Source organism: Micromonospora sp. NPDC127501, from assembly GCF_040302185.1.
Lineage (GTDB): Bacteria > Actinomycetota > Actinomycetes > Mycobacteriales > Micromonosporaceae > Micromonospora.
In genome coordinates this window covers 351,799-378,571 of record NZ_JBEORJ010000003.1, presented here as the reverse complement: position 1 = coordinate 378,571, position 26,773 = coordinate 351,799, and the positions used below count along the sequence as shown (strand labels likewise).

The following is a 26,773-nucleotide window of genomic DNA, read 5'->3' as shown; positions in this document are numbered from 1 at the left end:
TCCCCCCGATCCGTGGAGGACCCCGTGAAGCACACCCTGCAGCGTCAGCTCCGCCGCCTCGCCACCGAGCGCCCGTACCAGATCGTCGCCGCCTCCGCCGCGGCCCTCGCGATCGCCACCACCACCGGCGCCCTGCTCACCACTGCCGACGACGCCCCGGCCGGCCAGCGCAGCGCGACCACGGTCGCCGAGATGCGCAGTGACGTCGCCGCCTCCCGCGGCGAGGCACGGGACGCGTCCCCCTCGGCCAGCGCCACGTCGACCACGGCCGCCCCGGCCACCAGCGCCGCGTCGCCCGCTGCCAAGGCCAGCAGCAACCCCGACCTGACCCGGAAGCCGGAGCGGCCGAAGCCGCCGGCGACCAAGGTGCTCGACTACGACTACGAGGCGCAGAACACCTACTACAACTGCGGCCCGGCGGCCACCCGGAACGCGCTCAGCGCCGCCGGCGTCGACCGCACCCAGGAGGAGCTCGGCGCCGAGCTGGGCACCACCGAGATGGGCACCAACTCGGCCGAGGACACCACCCGGGTGCTCAACGCCGAGGTGAAGGGCTCCCCGTACCGGACCCGGATGTTCCCCGGCGCGCCCAGCCCGGCCCAGATGGACCGCCTCCAGGCCGACGTGGTGAAGGCCATCACCGACGGCCGGGGCGTGGTGGCCAACGTCGTCGGAGACGCCACCGACACCGACGGCGGCTGGCACTCCTACGGCGGCGGGCACTACATCGCCGTCGTGGGCTACAAGGACAACGGTCGCACCGTGCGGATCGCCGACTCGGCGAACCCGGCCGACCCGTCGTACTGGATCACCACGATCGACCTGGCCAACTGGATCACCAGCCGGGGCTACTCCGCCTGACCCGGGCACGCTGACCGCCGCGGGCGCCGTCCCCCACAAGGGGCCGGCGCCCGCAGCGGTTGTCCGCGCGGTCCGTCATCGACGGCTCTCGTACCCGACCGTGAACCGTGGGAGACTGCGGCCGTGGTGGAGAAGACGGGTGGTCACGCCGGCCGCAGGCCGGTCCTGCTGCTGCTGCACGGCATGGGAGCAACCGGGGACGTGTGGTTGCCCTGGGCGCCGTACCTCGAGCAGCACTGGCCCGGACGATGGCTGGCACCGGACCTCGCCGGTCACGGCTGGGCGTCGCCGCTGCCGTCGTACTCCTTCGCGGGCTTCGCCCAGCAGATCGCGCAGGCCCTCGCCCCCGACGACCGGCTGGTCGTGCTCGGACACTCGCTGGGTGGGGTGGTCGGCCTGGCGCTCGCCGCCCGTGACGCCGGTGCGCCGGTGGACGCGGTGGTCGGGCTGGGCATCAAGGCGCTCTGGTCACCCGCTGAGCTGACCCGCGCCGCCGAGGTCGCCGCCCGCCCCGTGAGCTGGTTCGCCAGCCGCACCGAGGCGGCTCGCCGCTACCTGCGGGTGTCCGGGCTGGCCGGCCTGGTCTCGCCGGACCACCCGGTGGTGGACGCCGGGCTGCGCCAGGTCGACGGCCGGTGGCGCCTCGCCATGGACCCGACCGCCTTCGCCGTCGGCGAACCCGACCTGGCGGCGCTTCTGGCGGCAACCGACGTGCCGGTGGTGCTGGCGCGCGGGGAGAACGATCCGATGGTCACCGACGAACAGCTCAAGGAGTACGGCGTACCGGTCGCCACGCTTCCCGGTCTCGGGCACAACGCGCACGTGGAGGACCCGGCAGCGGTGCTGGCGCTGCTCGACCCGTACCGCTGAGCGGCTACGCCGGTGTGGACGCGGTCAGTGTCTCGGCCGGTGCCAGCTCCCGGCGGGCGGCGGTCAGGAACGCCTCGGCGTACGCCTCGGCCGGGAAGTCACCCAGGTAGCGGCGGCGGGTGGCCCAGCGGGCCTCGGCCAGCGGGTCGGTGTCCAGCAGGTCGGTCAGCACCGCGTCCACGTTGGACATGTCCCGGCGCAGCACGTAACCCGACCCGGCCAGTGGGAACCGCTCCACGAACCGGTCGCCCTGGTCGCCCATGTCGGTGACCGCGTACGGCTTGCCGGAGTAGAGGAAGTCCGAGATCACGCCGGACACGTCGGAGACCAGCGCGTCGGCGGAGTTGACGCACTCGGTCAGGCTCAGCTGCCGAGCCGCCGCGCCGACCACATGCTGGCGGCCGGTGCGGGCCCGGTCGGCGACGAGCAGCTCGGTCAGGCGGCCCAGTTGGCGGGCCGACGCCGGGTTCTGCGTGGTGTACGGGTGGGCCCGCAGGATCACCGTCGCGCCGCGCTCCAACAGCCGGCGCAGCAGGCCTTCGGCCACCGGAAGCGAGCAGTAGTCGGCGTCGGCGTGGTGCCCGGTCCAGGTCGGCGTGTAGAGCACCGTCGGGTGCGCCAACCCTCGCGCGGGCTCCGGGCGTACCTCGATCGACTCGACCTGTGGGCGACCCACCACCACGAACTTGTCCGCCGGGATCTGTACTCCGGCGCGGGCGTACCGGTCGATCGCCGCCTGCCCGGCCACGAAGATCCGGTCGAAGATCCCCGACACCGGGTTGGCGCTCGGCGCCTTGTCGCTGTCGCCGTGGTGCAGCTGGATGTGCGTGAGCTGGGTGAACCGGACACAGTGGCTGTTCTTCGCACCGTGGTTGACGTAGAACGCCGCCCGCAGGCTCGGCACCAACGCCTGGTCCATCGCCCCCAGGGTGGGGCAGTAGACCACCGGTGCGTCGGTGGCCGCCGCGATCGGGGCCAGGAACTCCGGCTCACGCAACACGACCAGGAACGGCCGCCCGATCCGTTCCAGGTACGGCAACCACATGGTGACCTGGTATTCCGAGCCGGGAGGCGCGGAGAAGTAGAGCAGGAACTCCGGCTGGTGCCGGCGCAGCGCGGCGGCCACCGACCCGCCGCCGGCCCTCGGCCGGAACCGCCGTCGGGCCAGGTCCAGCGCGACCGCACCGGCGCCCGCGCCGACCAGCAGGCTGGCGGCCAGCGCCACGCCGGCCGGCAGGGCGAGCGCTGCGGCGAGCGCCAGGGCGGCGAGCAGCCCGAGCAGGGCCGTGCCGAGCCGGTCGGCGATCAGCGGCGTCCAGGCGCGTACCGGCAGGTTGGCCGCCCGGATCTCCAGGCCGCCGGCGGTGCGTAGCGGGCCCACCAGCAGCACCAGCCCCAGCAGGACCAGCCCGGTGGCGACCAGCGCGAGGTTGAGCCCGTCGTCCAGCCGCCGGGAGTAACCGACCAGGACCGCCGCGGCGATCAACGCGGTCTCCGCCACCAGGTCGGCGCCCGGCCGGATCCGTTGCTCGGCGGCCGAGGCGGCCAGCGCGGCGACGGCCAACGCCAGCCCCCACCCGGTGGCGCCGGTGAGCGCCAGCACGACAAAGGCCAGCACGGCCAACCCGGTGGTCAGGCACCGGGCGGCCAGCTTTCGGACCAGGTCGCCGCGCATGTCGCTCCGTTCGTGGTTCCGCAGCCGTCGGCGTCAGTTCGCGGACGTCGCGCCGGCCGGCGTCTCGACCCGACCCGACCCGGACTGCGCCGGCACGCTCGGCGTGGGCCCGTCACCGGGCGCCCGGCGTACGTCGATCACCTGGCCGGTCAGATCGGAGATCAGCACGTCCAGCGACGACTGGGCGACGGCCTCCGCGGCGAGCAGGGTGTGCTCCGGCTCCTCGCCGAAGGCCCGCGTCCGCATCGGGGTGGCGGTGCGCTCCGGGTTGATGCAGTTGACGCGGACACCGACGTCGGCCCACTCGTCGGCGAGCGCCTGGGTGAGGTTGACCAGGGCGGCCTTGGTGGCCGAGTAGAGCGCGTAGCGGGCCCGGCCCCGGGTGTAGGAGCTGGAGGTGTAGAGCAGCAACTGGCCCTTGGTCTGCTGGAGGTACGGGAGGGCCTGGCGGGCGATGGTCACCGGGCCGACGAAGTTGACCTGGAGCAGCCGGTCCATGGTCTCCTCGTCCATCTCGGCGAGGGCGCCCTTCTCCAGGATGCCGGCGGTGACCACCACGTGGTCGATCCGGCCGGTGGCCTCGAAGGCGGTCGTCAGCGCGGCCTCGACGTCCTCGGCCCGCTCCACATGGGTGCCCGTGCTGGAACGGCTGAACGGGAAGACCTGGGCGCCGTAGCGCCGGGCCAGCTCGGTCAACTCGTGACCGATGCCGTAGCTGCCGCCGAACACCACGATGGTCCGGCCGGTCAGCTCCTCGCTGTAGCTGCGGTGGTCGGTCAGTCGGGGCGCCTGCGCGGCGGCGAGCTGGAAGAGCTTGTCCGCCAGGTGCACGTCGACCGGGTGGGTGACCTTGATGTTCTCGTCCGAACCGTCGATCACCTTGATCGGGGTGCCGGGAAGGTAGCGCAGCACCACGCCACAGTCGTCGGTGGCGGCGAAGTCCGGGTCGTCCTCGGCGATCTGGTACGCCGCCCGGATCGTGGGGGAGCGGAACGCCTGTGGGGTCTGACCACGGCGCAGCCGGGAGCGCACCGGGATGTCGGTGATGCAGTCGTTGTCGTCGACCTGGATGATCGTGTCCGCGGAGGGGATGGCCACGTCCACTGCGTCGTAGCTCCAGAGCGCGTTGACGCACTCGCGCACGATCCGGCCGCTGAGCAGCGGGCGTACCGCGTCGTGGAAGAGGATGTTGCAGTCCTCCGGGCCGACCGCGTCCAGCGCGATCCGGGTGGTGGCGTTGCGGGTGTCGCCGCCCTCGATCACCTTGGTGACCTTGCGCAGGCCGGCCTTCTCGACGATCTGCCGGGCGTCCTCGACGTGGCCGGTGGCCATCAGCACGATGATCTCGTCGATCTCCGGTGCCGCCTCGAAGACCGCCAGGGTGTGCTCGATGATCGGCTTACCGGCGATCTTCAGCAGCTGCTTCGGGATGCCGAGGCCCAGCCGGGTCCCGGTGCCGCCGGCCAGAACCACCGCCACTGTCCGTGCGGGCCGCCACGGCGTCGGGGTCTCCGCTTCGGCGTCCGGGCCAGGGGTCTGGTCCTGCGTCATTGCCGGATCCTCACTCTCAGGGATGCGTTAACGGAAGTTTCCGCCCGAGCGGCGACGGAATGAACCTTAACGCGCGGACCGCGTCGCCCCAACGCGGGCGACGCGGTCCTCAGGTGCCATGTCGATGCCGGACGTTCGCCGGAACTCTACTTGCTGTTCGCGTACGCCTCGTACGCCCGGATGACCTCGTCGGTGGGGCCATCCATCCGGATGACGCCCGATTCCAGCCAGATCGTCCGTTCGCAGGTGTCCCGTACGGAGGAGAGCTGGTGGCTGACCAGGAACACCGTCCCCGCGCCCTCCCGCAGCTCCCGCACCCGCTGCTCGCTGCGCTTGCGGAAGCCCTTGTCGCCGGTGGCGAGCGCCTCGTCGATGAGCAGCACGTCGTGCTTCTTGGCGGCGGCGATGGAGAACCGCAGCCGGGCCGCCATGCCCGACGAGTACGTCCGCATCGGCAGGCTGGCGAAGTCACCCCGCTCGTTGATCCCGGAGAAGTCGATGATCCCCGCGGCCTGCCTGGCCACCTCATCGGGGTGCATGCCCATGGCCAGGCACCCGAGAACGACGTTGCGTTCCCCGGAGAGGTCGTTGAGCAGGGCGGCGTTGACGCCCAGCAGCGACGGCTGCCCCTGGGTGTGGATGGCGCCCCTGTTCACCGGCAGCAGACCGGCGATGGCCCGCAGGATGGTGGACTTGCCGGAGCCGTTGCTGCCGATCAGCCCGATCGCCTCGCCCCGGTACGCGGTGAACGAGATGCCCTTGACCGCGTGCACCTCCCGGACGTTCGGCGCGTGGGTGCGCTTGACCAGCCGGCGCAGCGCGGCCACCGGCGTGGTGCCGCCGGCCGCACCCTGGTGCACCCGGTAGATGATGTGCGCGTCGTCCACGACCACTGTCGGGATGCGCTCCTGGGTGCGGGTCATCGTCGCGCTCGCCTCGGTGTGGGCGTCGAAGTGCTCAACCACGGCCGTACTCCTGTTCGCCGCGCCAGAAGTAGATGAAACCGCCGATGCCGGCGACCAGCGCCCAACCCGCGCCGACCAGCCAGAGCTGGGTCAGCGACTCGTTGAGCAGCGGCGCCTCCTCGAGCAGCGCGTAGCGCGCCAGCTCGATGTAGACCAGCAGCGGGTTGTACTGCACCAGGGTCGTCGCCCAGCCGGGCAGCCGGTCGAAGAGGCTGACGCTGTAGAGGACGCCGGAGCCGTACATCCAGGTCCGCATGATGAACGGCATGACCTGCTTCAGGTCGCTCGACTTGGCGCCCAGTCGGGCCACCAGCAGCACCACGCCGGCGTTGAACACCGCCTGCAGCAGCAGTGCCGGCACCAGCAGCAACCACTCCCAGGTGAGGGGCTCGCCGGTGACCAGCACGATGCCGATCAGCACCACCATCGAGGCCAGCAGTTGCTGGAACTGGGTGATCGTGGTGGACAGCGGCAGGCTGGCCCGGGGGAAGTGCAGCGCCCGGATCAGTCCCAGGTTGCTGCTGATCGACTGGGTGCCGGCCAGCACCGCGCTCTGGGTGAAGTTGAAGATGAACAACCCGGTGGTCAGGTAGGCGATGAAGTTCGGGATGCTGTTCTGTGCGAGCACCACCCCGAAGATCAGGTAGTAGACCGCCGCGTTGGTGAGCGGGGTGAGCACCTGCCAGAGCTGACCCAGCTTGGCGTTGCTGTACGAGGCGACGAGCTTGGCGTTGGCGTACGCGGCGATGAAGTGCCGGTAGGCCCAGAGTCGGCGGCTGTACTCGACGAGGCTGGGTCGCTCACCGGCGACGCGTAGCCCGTGCCGAGCGGCCAGCTGCGCCTGGGTCAGGCCCGTGTCGGGGTCGACCAGCGCGGTGGTGGCCATGGAAATGGCGCTCCGATCTTTCGTGCAGACGGGGGTTGCTCGCGACGATCGAATCCTAGTGGGAAATTTGCGCGGGGCGCCGCCTCGTCGCTGCGAGGACAGTAGTCCGAAACACGTCGGGACGCAACCGTACCGTCGTTGCGCTACGCTATCCGGCGTGACCTGCGATAAGAGCCCTCGATGACCACCGAAAAGAGGCGGGCGCCGGCCGGCGCGGCGGTGCTGCGCGACGAGATCACCACGGCGATCCGCCGGGCGCTGATGCAGGAGCTCGCCGCGGTCGGCTACGGCCGGCTCTCCATCGAGGCGGTGGCCCGGCGGGCCGGTGTCAGCAAGACGGCGATCTACCGACGGTGGAGTTCGAAGCTCGACCTGGTCCTGGAGGTCGTCGCCGCCGCGGCACACGGCAAGCTCCCCGCACTGGACACCGGCACGCTGCGCGGTGACCTCGCGCTGCTCTTCCAGGCGGTGGCGCACGCGCTGCGGCACCCACTGGCGTCGCAGATCATCCCGGACCTGCTGGCCGAGGCGGCCCGCAACCCCAGCATCGACGCGACCCTGCGTCAGGTGCTGCACGCCCGGCAGCAGGAGATCGGCGGTCAGTTGGTCACCCGGGCCGTGCAGCGTGGCGAACTGCCCGCCGACACGGAGTCCGACGCCGCCGTCGACCTCATCGTGGGGCCGCTCTACTGGCGGCTCGCCATCGCCCGTCTCCCACTCACCGACGGCTATCTCGACAATCTGGTCGAATCCGTGGCGGTCGGGCTCGGTGCCGACAGCGTGCTGCCCCGTCCCCGGGCGGCCCCGGTCTCCGGCTGACCACGCCCGCGACACCCCGCCACACGGAAAATGGTTCAGCTACCGGTCTCCGCTACGCTGCCCCATTGACACCCGGCCGTCACCGTGCCGAAGCCCGCCTGCTCCCCAGATGAGAAGGACACCCGTGGCCAACGTCGACAGCATCGCCGTCGCGCCCACCGGTTCGGACCCAGCACCGAGGTCCGACCAGGCTCCCCAGCCCTCCGACGACACCGGCCGGGCCCCGGCGGCCCGGGTCCGCGCGCTGGTCGCGGCCGCCCCGGTGCTGATCACCGATGGCGCGGTGGTGGCGTTCGCGCTCTGGACCGTTCTCTACCACCTGGCCTTCCTGTTCGGCCTGGCGCCGTCGGCGACGTTCCTGATCTGGATCGGCGGCTGCCTGGCAGGCCTCGGGGGTTGGCTGTGGCGCCGCAGGGGGCGTGCGTCCTCCGCCGCTGGTCGTGTTCATCAGGAGGCCGTCGAGGGCGGCGCCGCGGCGTATCCGCGCCCGCTGCTCGCCCTGGTGCTCGGTGCGGGCACGGTCGCCGCAGTCACGGCGGGGCTGACCACCGTCGAGGGCGGCGTCGGGGAGGGAATCCCGTGGTGGATCCCGGGTGGCTTCGGCGCTCTCGCCGCGGCGGGGGCCATGTTCCTCGTCCGGCGTCGCTGGCTCGCCACCCCGGCCGACGTCGCCCCAGCCGCCGCCGCGACCCCGCTCTCGTCGGCGTACGCCCTGATCGTTGCCGTCCTGGCCGCGATCTCCGGACTCTTCTTCGCCCGCAACTCCGTCGACGACGCCTTCTTCCTCGGTAAGTCGGTCTGGGTGGCGGAACGCGACGAGGTGCCACTGCGGGACTTCCTGTTCACCGACGGTGTCGCACCTGCGATGAACTCCCAGCCGCCGGTGCCCTCGATCGAGGTCTTCTACGGCGCCTTTGCCCACGTCTTCGGCCTGCACGCCGCCTCCGCCACGTGGTACATCGTGACGCCGGTCATGTCCGTCGTGGCGGTGCTGGCCCTGTGGCGGCTGGTGCAGCGCTGGGCGCCGCGCCGTGCCGCGCTCGCCTTCACCGTCGCGGTGACCTACCTCTACCTGGTCGCCGGTGATGACGCCGCCCTCGGCACCTTCCACCTGACCAGACTGCACCAGGGCAAGACCATGTTCGTGGCGGCCGTCGTGCCGCTGATGTGGGTCTACCTGACCGAGTGGTTCGACTCGCGGTCCCGCCGCGGGCTGCTACTCATCGCAGCGCTCTCCATCGTGGCCACCGGCCTCTCCACCACCTCCGCCATCGTCCTGCCGCTGCTGGTCGGCGGCGCGGTGTTCGCGATGATGGTGGTCGGCCGGTGGCGGGACGCGATCCTGGCCGGGGCTGCCGCGCTGGTCTACCCGATCGGCGCGACGATCTGGTCGCGGCTCAACGCCGGCCCCATCACCGAAAACGCCGCTGCGGCCTTCTACGACGCCGAGGCCACCTACCGGCGGACCGTCCTGTTCGGTGTGCTCGGCGTGATCGGTGGCCTGGCCCTGTGGCTCGGTCCCCTGATCGCTCGTCGGCGGACGCCCCAACTGCTCGTCGCGGGCAGCACACTGGCGATGAGTGTGCTGCTCTTCCCCGGCGTCCTCGATGCGCTCAACAGCCTGACCGGTATCGGCGTCGTGCTCTGGCGGATGCCGTGGATGTTCGCCCTTCCGGCGGTGATCGGCATCCTCTGCACCGTCGACCTGCCGCGCCTGCGGGTGCTCGGGAGCGCCGCGATCGCGGCGGTACTGGTCGCCTGCTTCGCCCTCTTCGGCACGCCCATGTGGTCGTCGAAGAGCTATGTGACGGTGCACGAACAGCCGGTCTGGAAGCTGCCCCAGCAGCGTAAGTCGATCGTCTTCTGGATGACCCGGCTCGACCGGCCCGACGGCGTGGTGCTGGCTCCGTCCACCCTCATGCACACCGCCCCGATGGTGACCAGCAGGATGCGGGTGGTCAGCCCCAACGACCGCTACCTGCCTGACTACGGCATCGACTCGCCGTTCGCCCAGGACCGGCTGAAGCTGGTAGCGCTCGCCAACGGCAAGCCCGAACTCGCGCCGCTACCTGAGCTGGCCGGGGCGATCGAGCGGCTCGATGTCACCACCATCTGTGTCTACACGGGCAACCAGGTGGCCCGGGACCTGGCTCCGCAGTTGGGTTTCCAGCAGTTCGCCACCCGTGGGCGGCCGGGAGCGATGACCTGCTTCCGTCGCGGATGAGGCCCGGAAAATCCACCCTCGTCCACGACGCGTGACGGAGCGCGCTGGACGGATGGCTACCGAGTTTCCAACCGGAAAGGGCATTGATACCTGAGCGGCATCCCGATGTCCCCTCGCGTTAAGGTCATAGGTGCGCGAGCGGCACGTAGGGGATTCGATCGCCGCCGTGCGGGCTGTAATGCGGGAGTTCAGACATGGGTTGAGGCTGCCAGCTGTCGACAGCTTTCCAGTTCCGCAGCAGTCACTCAAGGTGATGGGCGGCGAACGGGGCGCGACGCCTCAGTCTGCCCTCGTCGGGTAATGCCGTGACGAATTCAGGCCCTGCCCGTAACCGATCTAGTAGGGAGCGAAATTCGTTGTTCGGCACGTTGACAGGACGCCTCGGGGTGGCCGCCCAGAGTGCGCTACTGGTACTGGCCTACCTGGTCATGCTCGTCGGTGGCGTATTCGGTTGGATCGGCCTGTTCGCCGTCGCCGGGCTGGCCGCCATCCTCGGCGAGTTCGCCGTCGCCCGCTGGTCACCTTCGTCGCAGTTGCTGTTGGAGAAGGTGGGCCTGCACTGGTCGTACCGACAGCTGACCCGCGACCTGGCCGCCGTGCTGCTGGTCGTCGCCGAAGTGCGGCTCAACGGCGGCGAACTGAGCCTGCTGCTCGTTCTGCCGGCGGCGGTGTGGGTCGTGTCGGTCTTCGCCGGTGCGCTCTCCACCATGATCGAGCGTCGTAACCCGCTCTCCGCCATGGTGCGCAACATCGAGCTGGGTCCACTGTCCAGCGCCCCCCAGCCGCCCGTCTGGGCGGCGGCGGTGGCCGGTGACCGGATGCCCCTGCTCAACCTGCTGCTGGTGCCGGCCGGGGTGGCCGCCGCGGTGCAGCACGATCCGACGCCGTTCTTCGTGGCCGGCGCGGTGGCGGTCGTGGCGACCGGTCTGGTGGGCGCCATCATCGCGCTGACCTGGCTGCGGGGTCGGGGCGCGGGGCAGGGTCCGCTGCTACCGGCGGTCCAGCGTTGGCTGGACAGCTACCGGCCGGAGGTGGCGCTCTACTTCGCCGGCCCGGCGAAGGACGTCTACCAGGCGAACATGTGGCTCGCCCCGACCGAGGCGCTCCAGCAGCGCGCGGTGGTGCTCATGCGCAGCCGGGAGGCGTTCCTGGAGCTGGCCGACACCCGGCTGCCGGTGATCTGCGTACCGGCCGGGGTCGACTTCATGAACCTCGACCTCGGCGGCATCCGCGCGGCGCTCTACTCCGCAAACGTCGGCGCGAACATCCACATGCTCCGCGAGCCGGGTACGAAGCACGTCTTCGTCGGGCACGGCGACAGCGACAAGCAGGCCAGCGTCAACCCCTACAGCAAGGTGTACGACGAGGTCTGGGTCGCCGGCCTGGCCGGCCGGGAGCGTTACGCGCGTGCCGGCGTGGGGGTGCTCGACTCGGACATCGTCGAGATCGGTCGGCCGCAGCTCGCCGGGGTGCACACCTTCGGCGCCGAGTCGGTGGACCGGCCGTTCACGGTGCTCTACGCGCCCACCTGGGAGGGTTGGCTCGACGACGACCCGTACCACACCTCGCTGGTGCTGATGGGTGAGCGGATCGTCAAGGGGCTGCTCGCCACGAATCCCCGGGTCCGCCTGATCTACAAGCCGCACCCGCTCACCGGGTCGCGGTCCAGGGCGGCGAAGGTCGTGCACGACCGGATCGTCACGGCGATCCGCGCGGCCGGCGGCAACCCGGACGCGTCCTCACTGGACGGCACCGCGCACCTGGTGGTCACCGGCCGCACACCGGCGTTGTTCGACTGCTTCAACCAGACCGACCTGCTGATCAGTGACGTCTCCAGTGTGGTGTCCGACTTCGTGCAGAGCCAGCGGCCGTACGTGGTGGCCAACCCGGCCGGCCTGTCCGAGGACGACTTCCGCCGCGAGTACCCGACGGCGCGGGCCGCGTACCTGCTCTCCAAGGACTGCGGCGAGCTGGAGAAGATCGTGTCGGTCACCCGGGCCGGTGACGACCCGATGACCGAGGCCCGCCGGGAGCTGAAGACCTACCTGCTCGGCCCCGCCGAGGCGAACCCGATGGACCGGTTCCAGCAGGAGATCGACCGGCTCTGCCACTGAGCCCCGTCACTACGGCATCGCGCCCGGCCCGACACCGTCGGGTCGGGCGCGTCCGTGCCAGCCAGGACGGCCACCGGGTCAGCCAGCAGGGCGGTCACCGGGTCAGTCCAGCAGGGCGGCCACCGCGTCGGCAGCCGGAAGGTCCGCCGGCAACGCCCGCGCCGCCACCACCGCCGCGACCGGCAGCGGGCCGTACACGTGCGGGAAGAGCTGCCCGCCGCGCGACGGCTCCCACCGCAGCGCGTCGCCCAGTCGCTCCTCCTCGACGCTGAGCAGTGTCAACCCGGTCGCACCGGTGAAGTACCGCCGCGCCGTCTCCACCACCTGGTCGGCACCGGAGAGATGGATGAACCCGTCCTGCCGGTCCACCGCGGAGCCGGTGAAGGCACCGGTGGCGAGGGCGTCGTCCCATTCGGCGCTCGACAGCAGTTTGTAGATCACCACAGCAGCGTACGGGGCCGTGGTCGGCGCTCCCGCCCAGTTTTCGCCGGTACCGCCGCGCCCGTCGCCTCCCGCCGGGCATGCTCAGGTCAAGGGCTGCGGAGGGATGGGCGATGCAGAGCTACGACGACGACTGGACCGACAGCCAGCGCGCGCTGTACGACGAGTGCTACCAGGCCGGCGGCGACTGGGCCGACGACCCGGACACGTCGTCCGACGACGTGCAGCACGTGATCAACCTGGCCGAGGCGGACGACGACGCCTTCCAGGATGCCGAAATCGACTATCCGGCCCTGGTCGACGCGGTCACCCAGGCAAGCGGGGTCAGCGTCACCAGCGTGCCGGCCAGCCACGAGGATCCGGGCTTCCGCGGGTTCACCGACGGCGTCCGGGACGCCATCGCCGACGACACCTTCGGCCTTTAGGGCGTGTGTCGAAGCCCCTGGCCGGCCTGCGGCGGGCCCAGACGACGGCCGGCCGCGTTGGAGGTTGGCCCCGATACAACACCGGTATCCGGGCCAACCTCCGCCTTGCCGGACCGCCGCCTGGACTCCGCCCCGGCTCGACCGAGGACTTCGACACACGCCCGAAGCGGCCGGTAGCCCGCCCAGCGCGGGTGGGCGGCCTCCCGGTCCGCGCGCACTTCTGCCACCATTCGCAGAACAGCGCTGCGAGGGACGGGGGCACGGGTGCGGATCCTGCTGGTGGAGGACGACCGCCGGGTGGCCGCTGCGCTGTCGTCCGCCCTCACCCGCCGGGGGTACGAGGTCGAGCACGCCGCCACCGTCGCCGCCGCGCTCTCCGCCGCACCCTGTGACCTGGTGCTGCTCGATTTGACCCTGCCCGACGGGGACGGCACGGACCTGTGCCGGGAACTGCGTCGGCGCAGCAGTCAGCTCGGCATCATCGCGGTGACCGCCCGGGGTGAGGAACGTGACCGGGTGCTGGGTCTGCGGCTGGGCGCTGACGACTACGTGGTCAAGCCGTTCTCGATGGTGGAGTTGCAGGCCCGGATCGAGGCGGTGCTGCGCCGCGCCGCGAACGCCGCGCCCGAGCGGCACCTCATCGAGGCCGGGCCGGTCCGCATCGACGTGGCCGCGCGGACGGTGACCGTCGACGGCCGTGCCGTCACGTTGACCCGCAAGGAGTTCGACGTGCTGCTCTCGCTGGCCCGCCAGCCCGGGGTGGCGGTGCCCCGCGATCGGATCCTGCTCGACGCCTGGGGCACCACCTGGGCCGACCGGCACACCGTCGAGGTGCACGTCGGGTCGCTGCGCGGCAAGCTCGGCGACGCCCGCCTGGTGGAGACCGTACGCGGCGTCGGCTACCGGCTGCGCGACGCGTGAGGAGCTGACGTGCGCCGTCGCCTGGTGATCAGCTATCTGCTGCTGATGGTCCTCGTCCTCATCGCGTTGGAGACCCCACTGGCCGCCACCATGGCCAGCCGCGAGACCGAACGGGTCCGCGCCGACCGGCTCGCCGACGCCACCCGGTTCGCCTCGCTGGCCGGTCCGGCGTTGCGCGACGGCGGGCCCGGCCCGATCGAGTCGGAGCTGACCAGCTACGACGACCTCTACGCGATCAGCGCCGCGATCGTCGACCGGGACCGGAACATCCCGGTCTCGTCGCCGAGGTGGCAGGCCAGCCCGGGGACCGCGACGGTGCTGGACGTCGCGCTGTCCGGGCAGCAGACCAGCGCCCCCGAGTCGGTCTGGCCCTGGACGACCGACCCCGTGGTGGTGGCGGTACCGATCAACGACGGAGGTGAGGTGCTCGGAGCGGTGGTGATCGTGACTCCGGCCGGCCCGATCCGCCGAGCCGTCGTCGCGTGGTGGCTGTTGCTCGCCCTGGCCGGTCTGCTCGCCGTGCTGGCCTGCGTGCTCACCGCGTTCGGGCTGGCCGGTTGGGTGCTGCGCCCGGTCACCGAACTGGACGCGGTCACCCACGAGATCGCCGAGGGCGACCGGGGCGCCCGGGTGCAGCACCGGCTGGGGCCGCCGGAGCTGCGCCGCCTCGCGGCCAGCTTCAACCACATGGCCGACGTGGTCTCCGACGTGATGGACCGGCAGCGTGCCTTCGTCGCGCACGCCAGCCACCAACTGCGTAACCCGCTCACCGCGCTGCGGCTGCGGGTGGAGGAGTTGGGGCCCAGCCTCACCGACCCGGACGGTCGGTCCGAGCACCGCCTGGCCCTGGAGGAGACCGACCGGCTCGCGTTGGTGCTCGACGCGCTGCTCACCCTCGCCCGGGCCGAACGGGAGGAGAACGAGCGCGTCACCGTGGACGCCGCCGCGGTGGCCGCCTCCCGGGTGGCCGCGTGGGCGCCGCTGGCCCGGCACCGGTCGGTCGCGTTGCGGCTGGCCACCACCGACGCCCCGGCGTACGCCCAGACCGTGCCGACCGCCGTCGACCAGGCGCTGGACGCGCTCATCGACAACGCGGTGAAGTTCAGCGGGGCGGGCGGGGCGGTGACGGTGACGGTGGCCCGCCGCGACGGCGGGGTGGCGCTGGAGGTTCGCGACTCCGGCCCCGGCATGACCGAGAGTCAGCTCGGCCAGGCGACCGAGCGGTTCTGGCGGGCCCCGGACGCGCAGAACGTGGACGGCGCGGGGCTCGGTCTGACCATCGCCGCCGTGCTGGTGGACGCCTCGGACGGGCGGCTCACCATGCGCCCGGGGGAGTCGCGGGGGCTGGTCGCCGCCCTGTGGTTCCCGACGCCGACCCTTGCGGTGGAGCCGGCGGACGAGGAACCGGCCGCCGACCTGCGACCCTCCCCGATGCGGTGAGGCGCGGCCGTCACGGCTTGGTGGCGCGGTACCAGGACGCGGCGCCGGGGTGCAGCGACAGCGGCGCGGTGACGATCGCCGAGCGAGGGCTCATCCGTCCCGCCGCCGGATGGGCGGCGGCCAGCTCGGCCCGGCGGTCCATCAGCAGCCGGGTCACCTCACGGACCAACGGCTCCGGCAGGTCGGCCCGGACGATCAGGTAGTTCGGGTCGGCCACCGTGGTCACCGCGTCCACCCCGTACACCGAGCGGGGGATGTCCCGGGAGACGTAGACCTGGCCGTAGCGTGAGCGCAGCGGCTCGGTCCACTCGCTGAGGTCCACGATCCGGATGGCGCTGGCGTCGGCCAACTCCTCGATGCCCCGGACCGGCAATCCGCCGGAGAAGAAGAACGCGTCGATCCGCCCGGAGCGCAGCGCCGCCACCGAGTCGTCCAGTCCGAGCCTTTCCCGGCGCACCTCGTCACCACCGAGGCGGGCCACCTCCAGCAGCCGGGTCGCGGTGATCTCGGTGCCCGAGCCGGCCGCGCCGACGGAGACTCGCCGGCCGCGCAGGTCGGCGACCGTGCGGACCGGGCCGCCGCTCGTGGTGACCAGGTGCAGTTGGTCGTCGTACACCCGGGCGATGGCGTCGACCGCAGGGCTTCCCGCCGTGCTGGTGGGCAGCACGTCGGCCTGGGTGAAGCCCAGCTCGGCCCCGCCGGAGCCGACGAGCTGCACGTTCTCCGCCGAGGCGGCGGTGATCACCACGCTGGCCCGTACGTCGGGGAGTTCCCGGTTGAGGATGGCCGCCAGGGACTGCCCGAACGCGTAGTAGACCGCGGTGGGGCTACCGGTGGCGATCCGGATCGACGTCGGCTCGGTCGGGGCGTCCCGGCAGCTGGCGACGGCCAGGTTCGCGATCAGCAGCACCGTCGACAGGGTGGCCAGGCCGGCGCGGCGGGACGAGGTACGACTCACGCGGTGCACTGTGCGCCGTCGGGCGGGTGCGCGCAAGCCCGGGTTGGCGACGTGCCGGACGGTCGGAACCCGATCAGCAGGCCGCGCGACCCGTCGGCGTCACGCCCGCGCCCCGGGTCACCCCGCGCGCCGTCGCCGGTCCGGGTTCCGCCATCGGGCCGCGCGCCGGCTCCAACGCCGCACTGCGCAGGATCCGCTGCCGGTCCGGGCCGTCGGCCACGCTGACCAGGAAGCAACCGGTGCCGGGGCGGAGCCGGGCCGGCACGTCGAGCACGGCCGCGCCCCGGATCAGCACCGCGGCCAGCTCCCGGTCGGTGAGCCGGACACCGAGGATGTGCCGGCGCACGTGCCGCCCGGCGGCCAGCAACGCCGAGCGCCAGGCTGCCTCCGCCAGGCGGGTCACCAACCGTCGGCGGGCCGGGGAGGCGCCGGGCAGCGGCCCGCCGAGCAGCTCGCGTCGCCCCTGCCACCAGCCCGCGTCCAACATCCGGGTGTACGCGCCCTGGTGCTCCCGGGGCACCCACAGCCGGTGCAGCTCATAGCGGCGGCGCAGGCCGCCGACGGCCACCTCGTGGGTGACCGGGATGTCCAGCCGGTTGAGCAGTTGCCGCATCCGCTGCGCGGCGTCCTCCCGGTTGAACTCCACCCCGGCGGTGTACTCGGCCCGGACCGCGCTGGGCCGGGCGGCGGTCGGTGGCGGTGTGCAACGCAGCAGGCAGGCAGCCTCGAACGCGTCGCCCAGTGTCAGCCAGCCCAGCGGGGATGGGGTGGTCGGGGTGTGGGGCCGGTCGAGCAGGGCGGGTTCGTGGGTCAACGGAGGCTCCCTTGTCGGAGTCTGGGTTGCCTTACCGTGGCCCCTGGCACGCCGTTACGGAACCGGTCCGGCCCAGCCTTGAGCAAATCTTGCGGCTGGGGTGCCGCTACAGGTCGGTGACCACCAGATCCACCTGGCGCACCCGGCCCGCGGCGGTGTCGTGCTCCAGCACTGTGTGCTTCAACTCCCGCAGGGTGCCCACCAGCTCCGCAGCGGTGCGCGGCCGGGCGCCGGCGACGAGCAGGTCCCGGACCAGACGTCCCTTGGTCGCCTTGTTGAAGTGGCTGACCACCGAGCGGACCGGCACGCCGTCGACCTCCCGCTCGTGCAGAACCCGCACGGTGACCGTGCGCTCGGCCAACTCACCGCGCGGCGTCCAGGTGGCGGCGTACGCGCCGGAGCGCAGGTCCAGCACCGGGCCGCGCCCGGCGGCGCCGTCCAGCGCCGGCGTCAGCTCCCTGCGCCAGTACGTCGACAGCGCCCCGACGTCGGGCAGGCGGGCGCCGATCGGGCAGCGGTACGGCGGGATCCGGTCGGCCAGTCGGACCGCGCCCCACAACCCCGAGCTGATCAGGATCGACCGGCGGGCCGCCCGTTGCGCCGTGGCCGGCAACGAGGCCAGGTCCAACGCCTCGTAGAGCACCCCGGTGTAGAGCCGCTCGGCCGGCGCGGTGGCCGCCTCCCGCAGTCGGGCGTTGCGCCGCAGCTCGCCCCGCTGGCCCTCGCTGAGGCCGAGCGCCGCCCGCGCGGCCTCCTCGTCCGGCCCGGCGCTCAGCCCCACCAGGGCGTCCAGCACCCGCTCGCGGGCCGGGTTCAGCTCGGGCAGCGACAGCCGGTCCGGGGCCCAGCGCCGTCCGGTGCCGGCGTCGGCCTTCCCCTCCGAGGGCGGCAACAGGATGAGCATGGGTCTCCTCGACGGGCGAAACGGCGGCGCCCCACGCGCCGGCCCGGCCAGCGTACGACCAGCCCCTACCGCCAGGGCCGCACCGGGGTGTCGGGGTGGTACACGCGATAGCCGCCGACCTCCCGCACCGGCGCGGCGTCGGCCCGGTCGGCGAGCAACCGGCGCAACCGCCGGTCCATCGGCGAGTCGACTTCCACCACGTAGCCCGGCCGCTCGGCCCGCCCCACCTGCCGCCAGTACGGCCGGTAGCGGTTCTGCCCCGGCGACAGGTTTCCGTCGAGCACCCCGCAGACCACCGACTCATCCGTGTTGAAGATCAACCGGTTGCAGGTCCAGTAGTCCCCGTACACCTCGTGGGGTCCGTCGGCGCGCAGCGCGGCGGCCAACTCCCGGGCCTGACGCTCCTCGGTCCGCGACGCCGCGGTGCCGGTGGCCGCGAACAGCACGGTGATCACCAGGGTGGTCACGGTCAGTGCGGCCAGCACGGCGGCGGACAGCGCGCCGGTGAGCCGCCCCAGCACGCTGCTGGTGCCCCGCCAGGCGGTCAGCGCCGCCACCCAGAGCGGCCACAGCACCGCCGGCAGCGACAGTTGCAGCACCGACAGGTAGCGGGCGTTGTCCAGCGGGCTGGTGGCGGCGAGCGGACTGCGCACGTACGACAGCAGTGTCAACGCCGCGCCGGCGATCAGCGCGAGCTGCACGACCGGCCCGACCCGCTCCCCACGCAGCCCTCCGGCGGCGCGTCCGACCCGCTCCCCACGGGGTGCTCCGGCGGCGCGACGGTACGCGAGCACCGCGAGTGCCGCGCCGGCCAGCAGCAGCACCGGGTACAGCACGCCGAACCACTGTTGCCAGCGTCCGCAGCCGTCCACCGGACAGAGCCCGTGCGCCAGCGGCACCCCCTCCAGCAGGCCGCCCCGGACCCGGTCGGACCACGGCGGCTGCGGCCCCGCCTTGGTGCTGACCTCCCGGAACACCGACAGCGAGTCCTCACCGGGCCCGGCCCGCAGGTTGTCCACGATCATCGGGGCCACGCCGACGACCACCCCCGCCACCAGCAGCAGACCGGACCAGCCGAGCAGCTCCCGCCGTACCGCCCAGACCAGGGCCAACCCGGCCACCGCGAGGTACGGCAGGATCAGCCAGTCCGACCAGACGGCCAGTCCGACGAGCAGCCCGAACAGGCCGATCGCGAGCCGTCGGCGGTGGACCGTGCCGGCCGCCAACCCCACAGTGATCAGCAGCATCAGCAGCACCGCCGGCTTCACCTCCGGCCGCCCACCGACGACGGTGAGCTGGTCGCGCACCACCCGCTCCGGCCCGAGCGCGAGCAGACCCACCACGAAGGCGGCGAACCACGGGGTGCCGAGACGGCGGGTCAACCGGTGGATCAGGTAGAGGAAGATCGCGTACAGCGCGAGCATCGGCAGGCGCAGCACCGGCCAGCTCGGCCCGGCCACTGCCACCAGGGGAGCGGCCAGGTACGACTCCAACATCCCCATGTAGTGCTGACCGTAGAGGAAGACCGGGCGTTCCCGGCCCTGCCCGATGTGCAGCGCGGCGAGGCCGAAGGTCGCCTCGTCGCTGTTCGACACCGGCACCGTGAACAGCGTCAGGACCAGCCGGTAGACGACCCCGGCGAGCCCGAACAGCAGCGCGACGAGCGCCGGCCGATCGAGTCGCGGGCGCCATCGCCCACGGTGCTGCTCTGGATGCGACACGACCAGCGCCCCCGTCGTCGTCCCGACCGGAGTGTTTCATGTTCGGCCGGGTCGCCGAGGTGGATCGGCGCAGCCGGGGTGGGCTGGATCGCCCCCACGATGGCCGGACCGCAGCGGCGCGGCCGGGGTCGGCTCGCGTGGCCGTGGCTGTCGACGTGTGGCAGGGTTGGCGCGTGCCACCCACTCCCGCCGGCCAACTGGCCGTTCCGAACCTGCACCGGGCTGCGCGGATCGAGGACGCCGTGCACCAGCTCGTCGAGCGTCGGCTGCGGCGCACCGGCTGGCGGGTCAACATCGTCGCGTACACCGGCTACGGCGCGCCGGGCTGGGTGCGGGTGATGTGCCGGGTGCTGCTGGGCCGTCCGGACACCCGCCAGCGGGGTCGGTTGGACAAGGTCCGCGGCTGGCGCAGCTTCACCACGCTGCCCGCCAAGCACGTCACGGTGACCATCGAGGCCGGCGGGGTGCGGCACGAGACGCGGGCCGACCGCAGTGGCTTCGTCGACACCCTGGTCGAGGCCGACCTGCCGCCCGGTTGGGGCACGGTCCGGCTCAGCGTCCCGGACGCCGAGCCGGTCGACGCCCCGGTGCGCATCCTCGACCCGAAGGTCAAGTTCGGCATCATCTCCGACATCGACGACACGGTGATGGTGACCGCGCTGCCCCGGCCGCTGCTCGCCGCATGGAACACGTTCGTGCTCGACGAGCACGCCCGCAATGCCGTTCCCGGAATGGCGGTGCTCTACGAGCGGCTGGTCACCGCGCACCCCGGCGCCCCGGTCTTCTACCTCTCCACCGGCGCCTGGAACGTGGCACCGACGCTGACCCGGTTTCTGTCCCGGCACCTCTACCCGGCCGGGCCGCTGCTGTTGACCGACTGGGGGCCGACCGCCGACCGGTGGTTCCGCAGCGGGCGGGAGCACAAGCGGGTCACCCTGGCCCGGATGGCCAAGGAGTTTCCCGACGTGAAGTGGCTGTTGGTCGGCGACGACGGGCAGCACGACCAGGAGATCTACCGGGAGTTCGCCGCCGCCCACCCGGAGAACGTCGCCGGGGTGGCGATCCGCCGGCTCTCCCCGACCCAGTCGGTGCTGGCCGGCAGTCTGCCGGCCCCGGCCGGCTCGTCGTCGGCGGGACCGGTGGGGCAGAAGTGGCTGTCCGCCCCGGACGGCGCCGGCCTGTGGCAGCTACTGCGCGACGCCGGCCTGGTCTGATCCTCTGACGCCGGCGGCGCTCTCGGCGCCTCGGCGCCAAGACCGGCCCGCGGGAGTCCCGTCCCGAACGGTCAGTGGCTGACTTCGTAGAGTGAAAGCTGTGAAGGATACTTGCGTGGCAGTCCGGCAGCACTGAACATATTTTCGTGCGCAGAGACTTTCATCAATCCCTTCCGGGGCTGGCGCTGGTAGCGGCGCTGACGCTCGGCGCGGCCCTCCCCACAGCCGCACCTCCCTCCCCAGCCACGCCGCCGGACACCGCGCCGGTGGCCGCCCAGGCAGCCTGCGTGACAGATCCGGCCACCCCGAAACGGCAGTTGCGGGGCATGTGGATCGCCAGCGTGGCCAACATCGACTGGCCGAGCCGCACCGGGCTCACCGCCGCCGCCCAACAGGCGGAGTACCGGGGTTGGCTCGACCTGGCCAAGCAGCGTCGGATGAACGCCGTTGTCGTGCAGATCCGCCCGGCCGCCGATGCGTTCTGGCCGTCGACGTACGAGCCGTGGTCGCAGTGGCTCACCGGAACCCAGGGAGGCAATCCCGGCTACGACCCGATGGCCTTCATGGTGGCCGAGGCGCACGCCCGCAACCTGGAGTTCCACGCCTGGTTCAACCCGTACCGGGTCGCGACCCACACCGACCTCACCAAGCTGGCCGCCAGCCACCCGGCCCGCAAGAACCCGGGCTGGGCCGTCGCCTACAACGGCCAGCTCTACTACAACCCCGGCATCCCCGCCGTCCGCGCCTTCGTGCAGACCGCCATGATGGACGCCGTCAACCGCTACGACATCGACGCGGTCCACTGGGACGACTACTTCTACCCGTACCCGGGCAGCGGTGGGGGCTTCCCCGACCAGACCACCTACGCCCAGTACGGTGCCGGCTTCAGCACCATCACCGACTGGCGGCGCAACAACGTCAACCTGCTGGTGCAGGAGATGAGTGCCAAGATCCGGGCGGCGAAGCCGTGGGTGAAGCTCGGCGTGAGCCCGTTCGGCATCTGGCGCAACGCCGGCACCGACCCGCTCGGCTCGCGCACCACCGGCCTCCAGTCGTACGACGCGATCTACGCCGACACCCGACGTTGGGTGAAGCAGGGTTGGATCGACTACATCGCCCCGCAGATCTACTGGCAGATCGGCCACCCTGCGGCCGACTACGCGGAGTTGGTCCGCTGGTGGTCGGAGACCGTCACCGGCACCACCGTGCAGCTGCTCGTCGGGCAGGCCACCTACCGCGCCGGGGCATCCGGGCAGGATGCCGCCTGGCAGGACCCTGCCGAACTCACCGACCACCTGACCCTCAACCGCGCCTACCCCCGGATCCTCGGCGACATCCACTTCAGCGCCAAGGACGTACGCGCCGACCGCATCGGTGCCGTCTCCCGGGTCACGACCGACCACTACCGCCGGCCCGCCCTGGCACCGGCCGGGGTGGGCGGTGCCGCGCCCGCCGCGCCGAACCTCACCTCGGCGGTACGCGGCAGCGGCGGCGTGACAGTGAACTGGCAGCGTGGCGCCGCCGGCAGCACCGCCTCATACGCCGTGTACCGACTGCCCGGCGACGGCTCGGTCGACCCCTGCGACCTGGCCGACGCCCGCAACCTGCTCGGCACGGTGCGTGCCTCAGGCAGCACCGGGACGTTCACCGACGCCACCGCCGCGGCCGGCTCGACCTACCGGTACCTGGTGACCGCCCTGGACCGGCTGCACCACGAGAGCCCGGCCAGCAACGCGCGGGTGGTCACCGGCACCGGCGGCACGTTCAGCGTGATCGTGGACAACACCACAACTGGTGGCTTCACCGCCGCCGCCACCTGGGGCACCTCGTCGTACCTCACCGCGCGGTACGGCACGAACTACCGGTTCGCCGAGCCGCAGGCGGTCAGTGACCCGGCCTGGTTCAGCGCGACGCTGCCCGCCGCCGGCTCGTACCGGGTCGAGGTCTGGTACCCGGCCGACCCCGGCTACAACAGCGCCACGCCGCACCTGGTGGCCACCGCGAACGGGACCGTGACGGCCTCCGTCGACCAGCGCAGCGGCGGCGGGCAGTGGCGGGTGCTGGGCACCTACGACTTCGCCGCTGGGACGCGCCAGGTCGTCGGGGTCAGCCGCTGGACCAGCGCCCAGGGGTACGTCGTAGCCGACGCCGTCCGGATCACCCGGCTCTGAGCCGCGTCTGTTCCCCCGGAGCGTCTCGACGCTTCGGGGGAACGGCAGCGGCCGGGCCGAGAGTTGCCGTGCTGCGCTACGGTCCCATCCGACCCGCCCGAGCAGGCGGGCGGGACCGGGGGTGGATGGTGCGATACGCGCAGCCACAGTTGGCGTCTGACGAACGGATCCTGTTCACCCAACGGGGATACTTTCCCATTGGTGGAACGGTGTTCAGCGCCTACGGGGCCCTCCTCGTCCTCACCACCAGACGCCTGCTCTTCGCGCCAGCTCGGATCTGGAAAATCCACAACCCGTTAGAGACCTGGGTTCGCGCCAGGTCCATGAGCCTTCCGGACGTGACGGCCGCCGAACCCGCGTCCGGCGCGCGGTTGACGATCAGTTCCCGGTACGGCGACACCGTCTCCTTTTGCGCCATCCTCCCCACGGGCCCGGGCTTCGTCTGGCAGGTGCGCGACGCCGTCCCCTATCGGGACGAGACAGTTCGGCAGATCAGGCAGGCCATTCGGATCACCGGGGCTGATTCGGGTGCGGCCGACGTCGGTGACGGCGGCGCGTGGCGCTGAACGACGGGGACGTGGACCAGACCGCTCGTGTGCAGGGCGAGCAGATCGCCGTGTACGAGCGGCGCGGGCCGTTCTGGGGGCGTCTGACGCAGTTCGCGGTCGTGGTTGCCCTCGCGGCGGGCACCGTCGGCTGGACACTGGCGCTCGACACGGTCGCGAGCTTCTACCCGGGCACGGGAATGGTGAGGTCGACCCCCTCCGAGCGGCCGGCGGAGGCGACGGTCAACGACTGCCGCAGGGTCGGTCCGGTGAGTGGTGACGGGTTCGGCTACTGGTGGCACTGCGCGGTGACAGTCCGGACCAGCGACGGTCGTGAGGTGCGGACCGTGGTGCGGCACTCGACCGTCACCCCCGGCGACCGCAGTAGGCCGGTCGAATTCCGGGAGGTCTGCCACGGCAAGGGCAACACCGACTGCCGGTACGGCCGCCCGGCGTCGCGGATCTGGGCTCTGGCTCTGGCGGCCCTGGGCATCGTGCGCCGCGGCGTGGTCCTCCTGCTGCTCATGTGCGTGGGCTTCTATCTACTGCGGACGGTGGTGGGCGTCCCGAGGTACTACGCCTGGGTCAACCGCCGTGGTGAGGGCCGTCGTTGCGCGTCTCGACGAGGGACGTGAGCCCATGGACCCTGCGATCCGGGACCGCGAGCTGCGACTCTGGCGTCGCGCGTCCTACCGTCTGCACGTGTTGTCCTGGCGGCTGGCGTTCCTGGCTGGTGCCCTTACCGCGTTGACTCAGGTACTGCGCGCCAACCACGTCATCCGCCACCTGGCTTCGGTGGTCGTGGTCGTTTCGCTTGTTGCGGTCTTCGGTGGTGCCTTGCTCCTGGTGCTCGTGACCGGCGCGATTCAGGCAGCTCACATCTCGGTCAACCCTCTGTCCTGCGGTGCGGTGCCGAGGGACCGGCGAAGCATGGTGACCAGTTCCTCGGCTGCGTGGCGGCTGTCGAAGTCGGGGTCGGCCAGGCATTCCGACACGATCGCGTCGATGGCCCCGTTCACGATGACGGCGGTGGCCTGCGGGTCGATGCTGGGCCGGTAGTCGCCGGCCGCCCGCGCCGCGTCGATCAAACCGGCGACGGCCTCCCGCCGACTGCGCGCGTTCGGCGTGTCACCGATGCCGGTGTCCTCGCTCAACGCCTCGACGATCATCCGGGTGTGGTCCGGGTGGTCCCGCAGGTACGCGACCAGGGACCGGACGTAGGCCTCCACCGCAGACGCGCCGGATCGCGACCCGACCTCGGCGCCGACGTAATCGGTGAGGGACTCCAGGACCGAGGCGTAGGCGGTCCGCACGACCGCGTCCTTGGACGGGAAGTGGTAGAGGACGGCGGCCTTGGAGATGCCGGCCGCCTCCGCGATCCGGGCGAGTGAGGTGCCCGGATAGCCGTGCCGAGCAACCAGATCGATGGTCACGCCAACGAGTTGCGCCCGTCGCGCCTGCTCGGTGATCGTGAGTGGCTTGGCGGCGCGGACCTGCGCTGACGTGGGGTCGTTCGGGTGCACCCGCTTACCGTACCGGCCCCTTCGCACCCCACTCTCTGACCTGACGGTTGTATTTTCTACCATGCGGTTAGTAATCTGACCTCATGGTGATGAAGGTCGTTCGGAGGGTGGGCGGATTCCTGCGGGCGCATCGACACCTTCTGATCCGGGCGGCCGCAGTGCTCGCGGTGATCACGGTGGCGATCGCGTACGCGCTGCGCGACCCAGCACCCGTCGGCTACTTCACGTCGACGGAGTCCCACGATCGTTTCGTCGGTGCGTACCGGGAGGCGATGGCGCAGTTGCCGGCCCCCGACCGCACGCTCGATGTCCGAACCGGATACGGCGTCGTACGGCTCTACCACTTCAGCGGCGGCACCGAGCCGGCAGCGGCGCCCCTGCTGCTCTTGCCCGGCCGGGCGTCGGCGTCACCGGTTTGGGCGGACAACCTGCCGTCGTTGCTGCGGCTGCGCGGCGTTTACACCGTCGACCTGCTCGGTGAGCCGGGTATGAGCATTCAGCAGCGCCCCATCACGGGCACGACCGCGCACGCGCAGTGGTTGCACGAGGTCCTGCTGGCGCTGCCCGAGCCGACCATCCACCTGGTCGGCGTGTCGTTCGGCGGTTGGACGGCGATGAACCTCGCGGTGCACCGGCCGCAGAAGGTGGGGAGTGTCGTGCTGCTCGATCCGGTCCTGGTCTTCGCTGGTCTGTCAGCGGAGGTGGTGCTGCGGTCGATCCCGGTGAGCGTTCGTTGGGCGCCCCGATCCTGGCGCGACAGCTTCACCAGTTGGACGGCGAACGGCGCCCCCGTGGAGGACGTACCGGTCGCCCGGATGATCGAGGCCGGCATGCAGGCGTACGTGATGAAGCTGGCCGCCCCGACCCGGCCGTCCGAGGACCAACTCGCCGCGGTCGACGTTCCGGTCCTCGTCCTGATGGCGGGAAAGTCCCGGCTGCACGACGCTGGCGAGGCCGCGAAGCTGGCGGAGCGGTCCCTGACCCACGGCACCGTGAAGACCTACCCGGACGCTTCGCACGCCCTCAACGGCGAATACCCGGACGAGATAGCCGCCGACATCTCCGCGTTCCTCAACTGACCAGCGAATCCTCGTGGACATCGGCCGGCATGACCGGGCCGCCTCAGCCCCACGGCGAACTTTGCCGTGCCGCGCTACGGTCCCATCCGACCACGCGAGCAGGCGACGAGGGGCGAGGGAGTTGGTTGTGTGAAATCCCGGTCACCGATCGACGTCGTGGTCAGGGAAATAGGCCGAATCCTTGCTGAGTACGGGTTCTCTGCCGCCGGCCGTGAATTTCGTCTCCGATCGCCGCTTGGCGACTGGCTCGTAGTCGATGTGCAGACATCTGACGCGTCGAACCCATCGCGGCGGCCCTTCTACGTCAACGCCGGATTCCTTATGAGTGCCAAATGGGATTGGAGTCGGAGCGCCATTCCGGGTAAGCGTGAGCTGCCTTCGGTGGCGGACTGCCTCTGGTCGACCCGGTTCGATCCTCGGTTCGGCGACACGTCGATGCGCTGGATGGTCGATTCCGAGGCGACGCTCACCGCCGTCGTCGATGAATTGGAGCGCGTCCTCCATCGGGAGATTCCTGTCCTTGTCCGACTGCTCGACCGGGCGTCGATCGCGGCGTCCCGTCAGGCCTGACGCCTGACGGGATCGCCCCCACCAAGTGCCGATCTTGCAGTTTCGGTCGCCGAAATATGCCGAATGCCGCCAGATGTCGCGA

Annotated in this window: 24 protein-coding genes; 14 read left to right on the top strand and 10 right to left on the bottom strand. The window is 71.7% G+C overall.

Annotated elements, in window-relative coordinates; translation table 11 throughout:
- Positions 1-12: 12 nt before the first annotated feature.
- Both ABTW72_RS09100 and ABTW72_RS09095 read left to right on the top strand, forming a co-directional pair.
- Positions 13-861 carry a C39 family peptidase gene (locus ABTW72_RS09100; RefSeq protein WP_350856224.1) on the top strand — a complete coding sequence of 283 codons (849 nt, stop codon included), beginning with the start codon at positions 13-15 and terminating at the stop codon, positions 859-861.
- Between the two features lie 123 nt (positions 862-984).
- A complete protein-coding gene (locus tag ABTW72_RS09095) occupies positions 985-1,731 on the top strand; it encodes an alpha/beta fold hydrolase (protein ID WP_350856221.1) in 747 nt (248 codons plus the stop codon).
- 4 nt (positions 1,732-1,735) lie between these two features.
- On the opposite strand, the gene ABTW72_RS09090 is transcribed toward ABTW72_RS09095, so the two are convergent.
- The 4 genes from ABTW72_RS09090 to ABTW72_RS09075 form a co-directional block, all read right to left on the bottom strand.
- Positions 1,736-3,406, bottom strand: coding sequence for a CDP-glycerol glycerophosphotransferase family protein (locus tag ABTW72_RS09090; protein ID WP_350856218.1), 1,671 nt, complete (start codon positions 3,404-3,406; stop codon positions 1,736-1,738).
- 33 nt (positions 3,407-3,439) lie between these two features.
- Positions 3,440-4,957, bottom strand: a complete 1,518-nt coding sequence (locus tag ABTW72_RS09085; RefSeq protein WP_350856215.1) for a D-ribitol-5-phosphate cytidylyltransferase — start codon at positions 4,955-4,957, stop codon at positions 3,440-3,442.
- A 146-nt stretch (positions 4,958-5,103) separates the two neighbouring features.
- A complete protein-coding gene (locus tag ABTW72_RS09080) occupies positions 5,104-5,880 on the bottom strand; it encodes an ABC transporter ATP-binding protein (RefSeq protein WP_350856732.1) in 777 nt (258 codons plus the stop codon).
- A 34-nt stretch (positions 5,881-5,914) separates the two neighbouring features.
- Positions 5,915-6,808, bottom strand: coding sequence for an ABC transporter permease (locus tag ABTW72_RS09075; protein WP_350856212.1), 894 nt, complete (start codon positions 6,806-6,808; stop codon positions 5,915-5,917).
- Positions 6,809-6,988: 180 nt separating this feature from the next.
- Between ABTW72_RS09075 and ABTW72_RS09070 the strand changes: the two genes are divergently transcribed.
- The 3 genes from ABTW72_RS09070 (at position 6,989) to ABTW72_RS09060 (ending at position 11,965) form a co-directional block, all read left to right on the top strand.
- A complete protein-coding gene (locus ABTW72_RS09070) occupies positions 6,989-7,627 on the top strand; it encodes a TetR/AcrR family transcriptional regulator (RefSeq protein ID WP_350856209.1) in 639 nt (212 codons plus the stop codon).
- Between the two features lie 109 nt (positions 7,628-7,736).
- Positions 7,737-9,851 carry a DUF6077 domain-containing protein gene (locus ABTW72_RS09065; RefSeq protein WP_350856206.1) on the top strand — a complete coding sequence of 705 codons (2,115 nt, stop codon included), beginning with the start codon at positions 7,737-7,739 and terminating at the stop codon, positions 9,849-9,851.
- A gap of 356 nt (positions 9,852-10,207) precedes the next feature.
- Complete coding sequence (locus tag ABTW72_RS09060; RefSeq protein ID WP_350856203.1) at positions 10,208-11,965, top strand: CDP-glycerol glycerophosphotransferase family protein; 1,758 nt, start codon at positions 10,208-10,210, stop codon at positions 11,963-11,965.
- A gap of 102 nt (positions 11,966-12,067) precedes the next feature.
- Here the strand turns inward: ABTW72_RS09060 and ABTW72_RS09055 are convergent, their stop codons facing one another.
- The gene (locus ABTW72_RS09055; protein ID WP_350856200.1) at positions 12,068-12,406 is read right to left on the bottom strand and encodes a DUF952 domain-containing protein; all 339 of its coding nucleotides are present in this window, start codon (positions 12,404-12,406) and stop codon (positions 12,068-12,070) included.
- Positions 12,407-12,519: 113 nt separating this feature from the next.
- On the opposite strand from ABTW72_RS09055, the gene ABTW72_RS09050 reads away from it, so the two are divergent.
- The 3 genes from ABTW72_RS09050 to ABTW72_RS09040 all read left to right on the top strand — a co-directional run bounded on the left by ABTW72_RS09050 (position 12,520) and on the right by ABTW72_RS09040 (position 15,192).
- On the top strand, positions 12,520-12,831 hold the full coding sequence (locus tag ABTW72_RS09050) for a hypothetical protein (protein WP_112678573.1): 312 nt from the start codon (positions 12,520-12,522) through the stop codon (positions 12,829-12,831).
- 264 nt (positions 12,832-13,095) lie between these two features.
- Positions 13,096-13,752, top strand: coding sequence for a response regulator transcription factor (locus tag ABTW72_RS09045; protein WP_091401433.1), 657 nt, complete (start codon positions 13,096-13,098; stop codon positions 13,750-13,752).
- 9 nt (positions 13,753-13,761) lie between these two features.
- On the top strand, positions 13,762-15,192 hold the full coding sequence (locus ABTW72_RS09040; protein ID WP_350856196.1) for a sensor histidine kinase: 1,431 nt from the start codon (positions 13,762-13,764) through the stop codon (positions 15,190-15,192).
- A gap of 10 nt (positions 15,193-15,202) precedes the next feature.
- Here ABTW72_RS09040 and ABTW72_RS09035 read toward each other — a convergent pair whose 3' ends face one another.
- From ABTW72_RS09035 to ABTW72_RS09020, 4 genes are all read right to left on the bottom strand, one after another.
- On the bottom strand, positions 15,203-16,102 hold the full coding sequence (locus tag ABTW72_RS09035) for a TAXI family TRAP transporter solute-binding subunit (protein WP_502892180.1): 900 nt from the start codon (positions 16,100-16,102) through the stop codon (positions 15,203-15,205).
- 121 nt (positions 16,103-16,223) lie between these two features.
- Positions 16,224-16,964 (bottom strand): hypothetical protein, encoded by a 741-nt coding sequence (locus ABTW72_RS09030; RefSeq protein ID WP_350856190.1) that lies wholly within the window; start codon positions 16,962-16,964, stop codon positions 16,224-16,226.
- Positions 16,965-17,070: 106 nt separating this feature from the next.
- Positions 17,071-17,868 carry a peroxide stress protein YaaA gene (gene yaaA / locus ABTW72_RS09025; RefSeq protein ID WP_350856188.1) on the bottom strand — a complete coding sequence of 266 codons (798 nt, stop codon included), beginning with the start codon at positions 17,866-17,868 and terminating at the stop codon, positions 17,071-17,073.
- Positions 17,869-17,933: 65 nt separating this feature from the next.
- Entirely contained in the window at positions 17,934-19,589 is a 1,656-nt protein-coding gene (locus ABTW72_RS09020) for an ArnT family glycosyltransferase (RefSeq protein ID WP_350856185.1), read from the bottom strand.
- A gap of 173 nt (positions 19,590-19,762) precedes the next feature.
- On the opposite strand from ABTW72_RS09020, the gene ABTW72_RS09015 reads away from it, so the two are divergent.
- From ABTW72_RS09015 to ABTW72_RS09000, 4 genes are all read left to right on the top strand, one after another.
- Entirely contained in the window at positions 19,763-20,803 is a 1,041-nt protein-coding gene (locus ABTW72_RS09015; protein WP_350856182.1) for an App1 family protein phosphatidate phosphatase, read from the top strand.
- A gap of 287 nt (positions 20,804-21,090) precedes the next feature.
- Positions 21,091-22,974: a family 10 glycosylhydrolase gene (locus tag ABTW72_RS09010; RefSeq protein ID WP_350856179.1), complete on the top strand. Its 1,884-nt coding sequence runs from the start codon at positions 21,091-21,093 to the stop codon at positions 22,972-22,974.
- Positions 22,975-23,102: 128 nt separating this feature from the next.
- Positions 23,103-23,540 (top strand): hypothetical protein, encoded by a 438-nt coding sequence (locus ABTW72_RS09005; RefSeq protein WP_350856176.1) that lies wholly within the window; start codon positions 23,103-23,105, stop codon positions 23,538-23,540.
- The gene (locus ABTW72_RS09000) at positions 23,531-24,154 is read left to right on the top strand and encodes a DUF6346 domain-containing protein (protein WP_350856173.1); all 624 of its coding nucleotides are present in this window, start codon (positions 23,531-23,533) and stop codon (positions 24,152-24,154) included. Before ABTW72_RS09005 ends, ABTW72_RS09000 begins: the two co-directional genes overlap by 10 nt.
- Before the next feature lie 240 nt (positions 24,155-24,394).
- On the opposite strand, the gene ABTW72_RS08995 is transcribed toward ABTW72_RS09000, so the two are convergent.
- Positions 24,395-25,042 (bottom strand): TetR/AcrR family transcriptional regulator, encoded by a 648-nt coding sequence (locus ABTW72_RS08995; protein ID WP_350856170.1) that lies wholly within the window; start codon positions 25,040-25,042, stop codon positions 24,395-24,397.
- A gap of 83 nt (positions 25,043-25,125) precedes the next feature.
- Here ABTW72_RS08995 and ABTW72_RS08990 point away from each other — a divergent pair, with 83 nt between their 5' ends.
- Together ABTW72_RS08990 and ABTW72_RS08985 are read left to right on the top strand one after the other, a co-directional pair.
- Complete coding sequence (locus ABTW72_RS08990) at positions 25,126-26,121, top strand: alpha/beta fold hydrolase (protein ID WP_350856167.1); 996 nt, start codon at positions 25,126-25,128, stop codon at positions 26,119-26,121.
- A 129-nt stretch (positions 26,122-26,250) separates the two neighbouring features.
- The gene (locus ABTW72_RS08985) at positions 26,251-26,691 is read left to right on the top strand and encodes a DUF4304 domain-containing protein (RefSeq protein ID WP_350856164.1); all 441 of its coding nucleotides are present in this window, start codon (positions 26,251-26,253) and stop codon (positions 26,689-26,691) included.
- Positions 26,692-26,773: the final 82 nt, after the last annotated feature.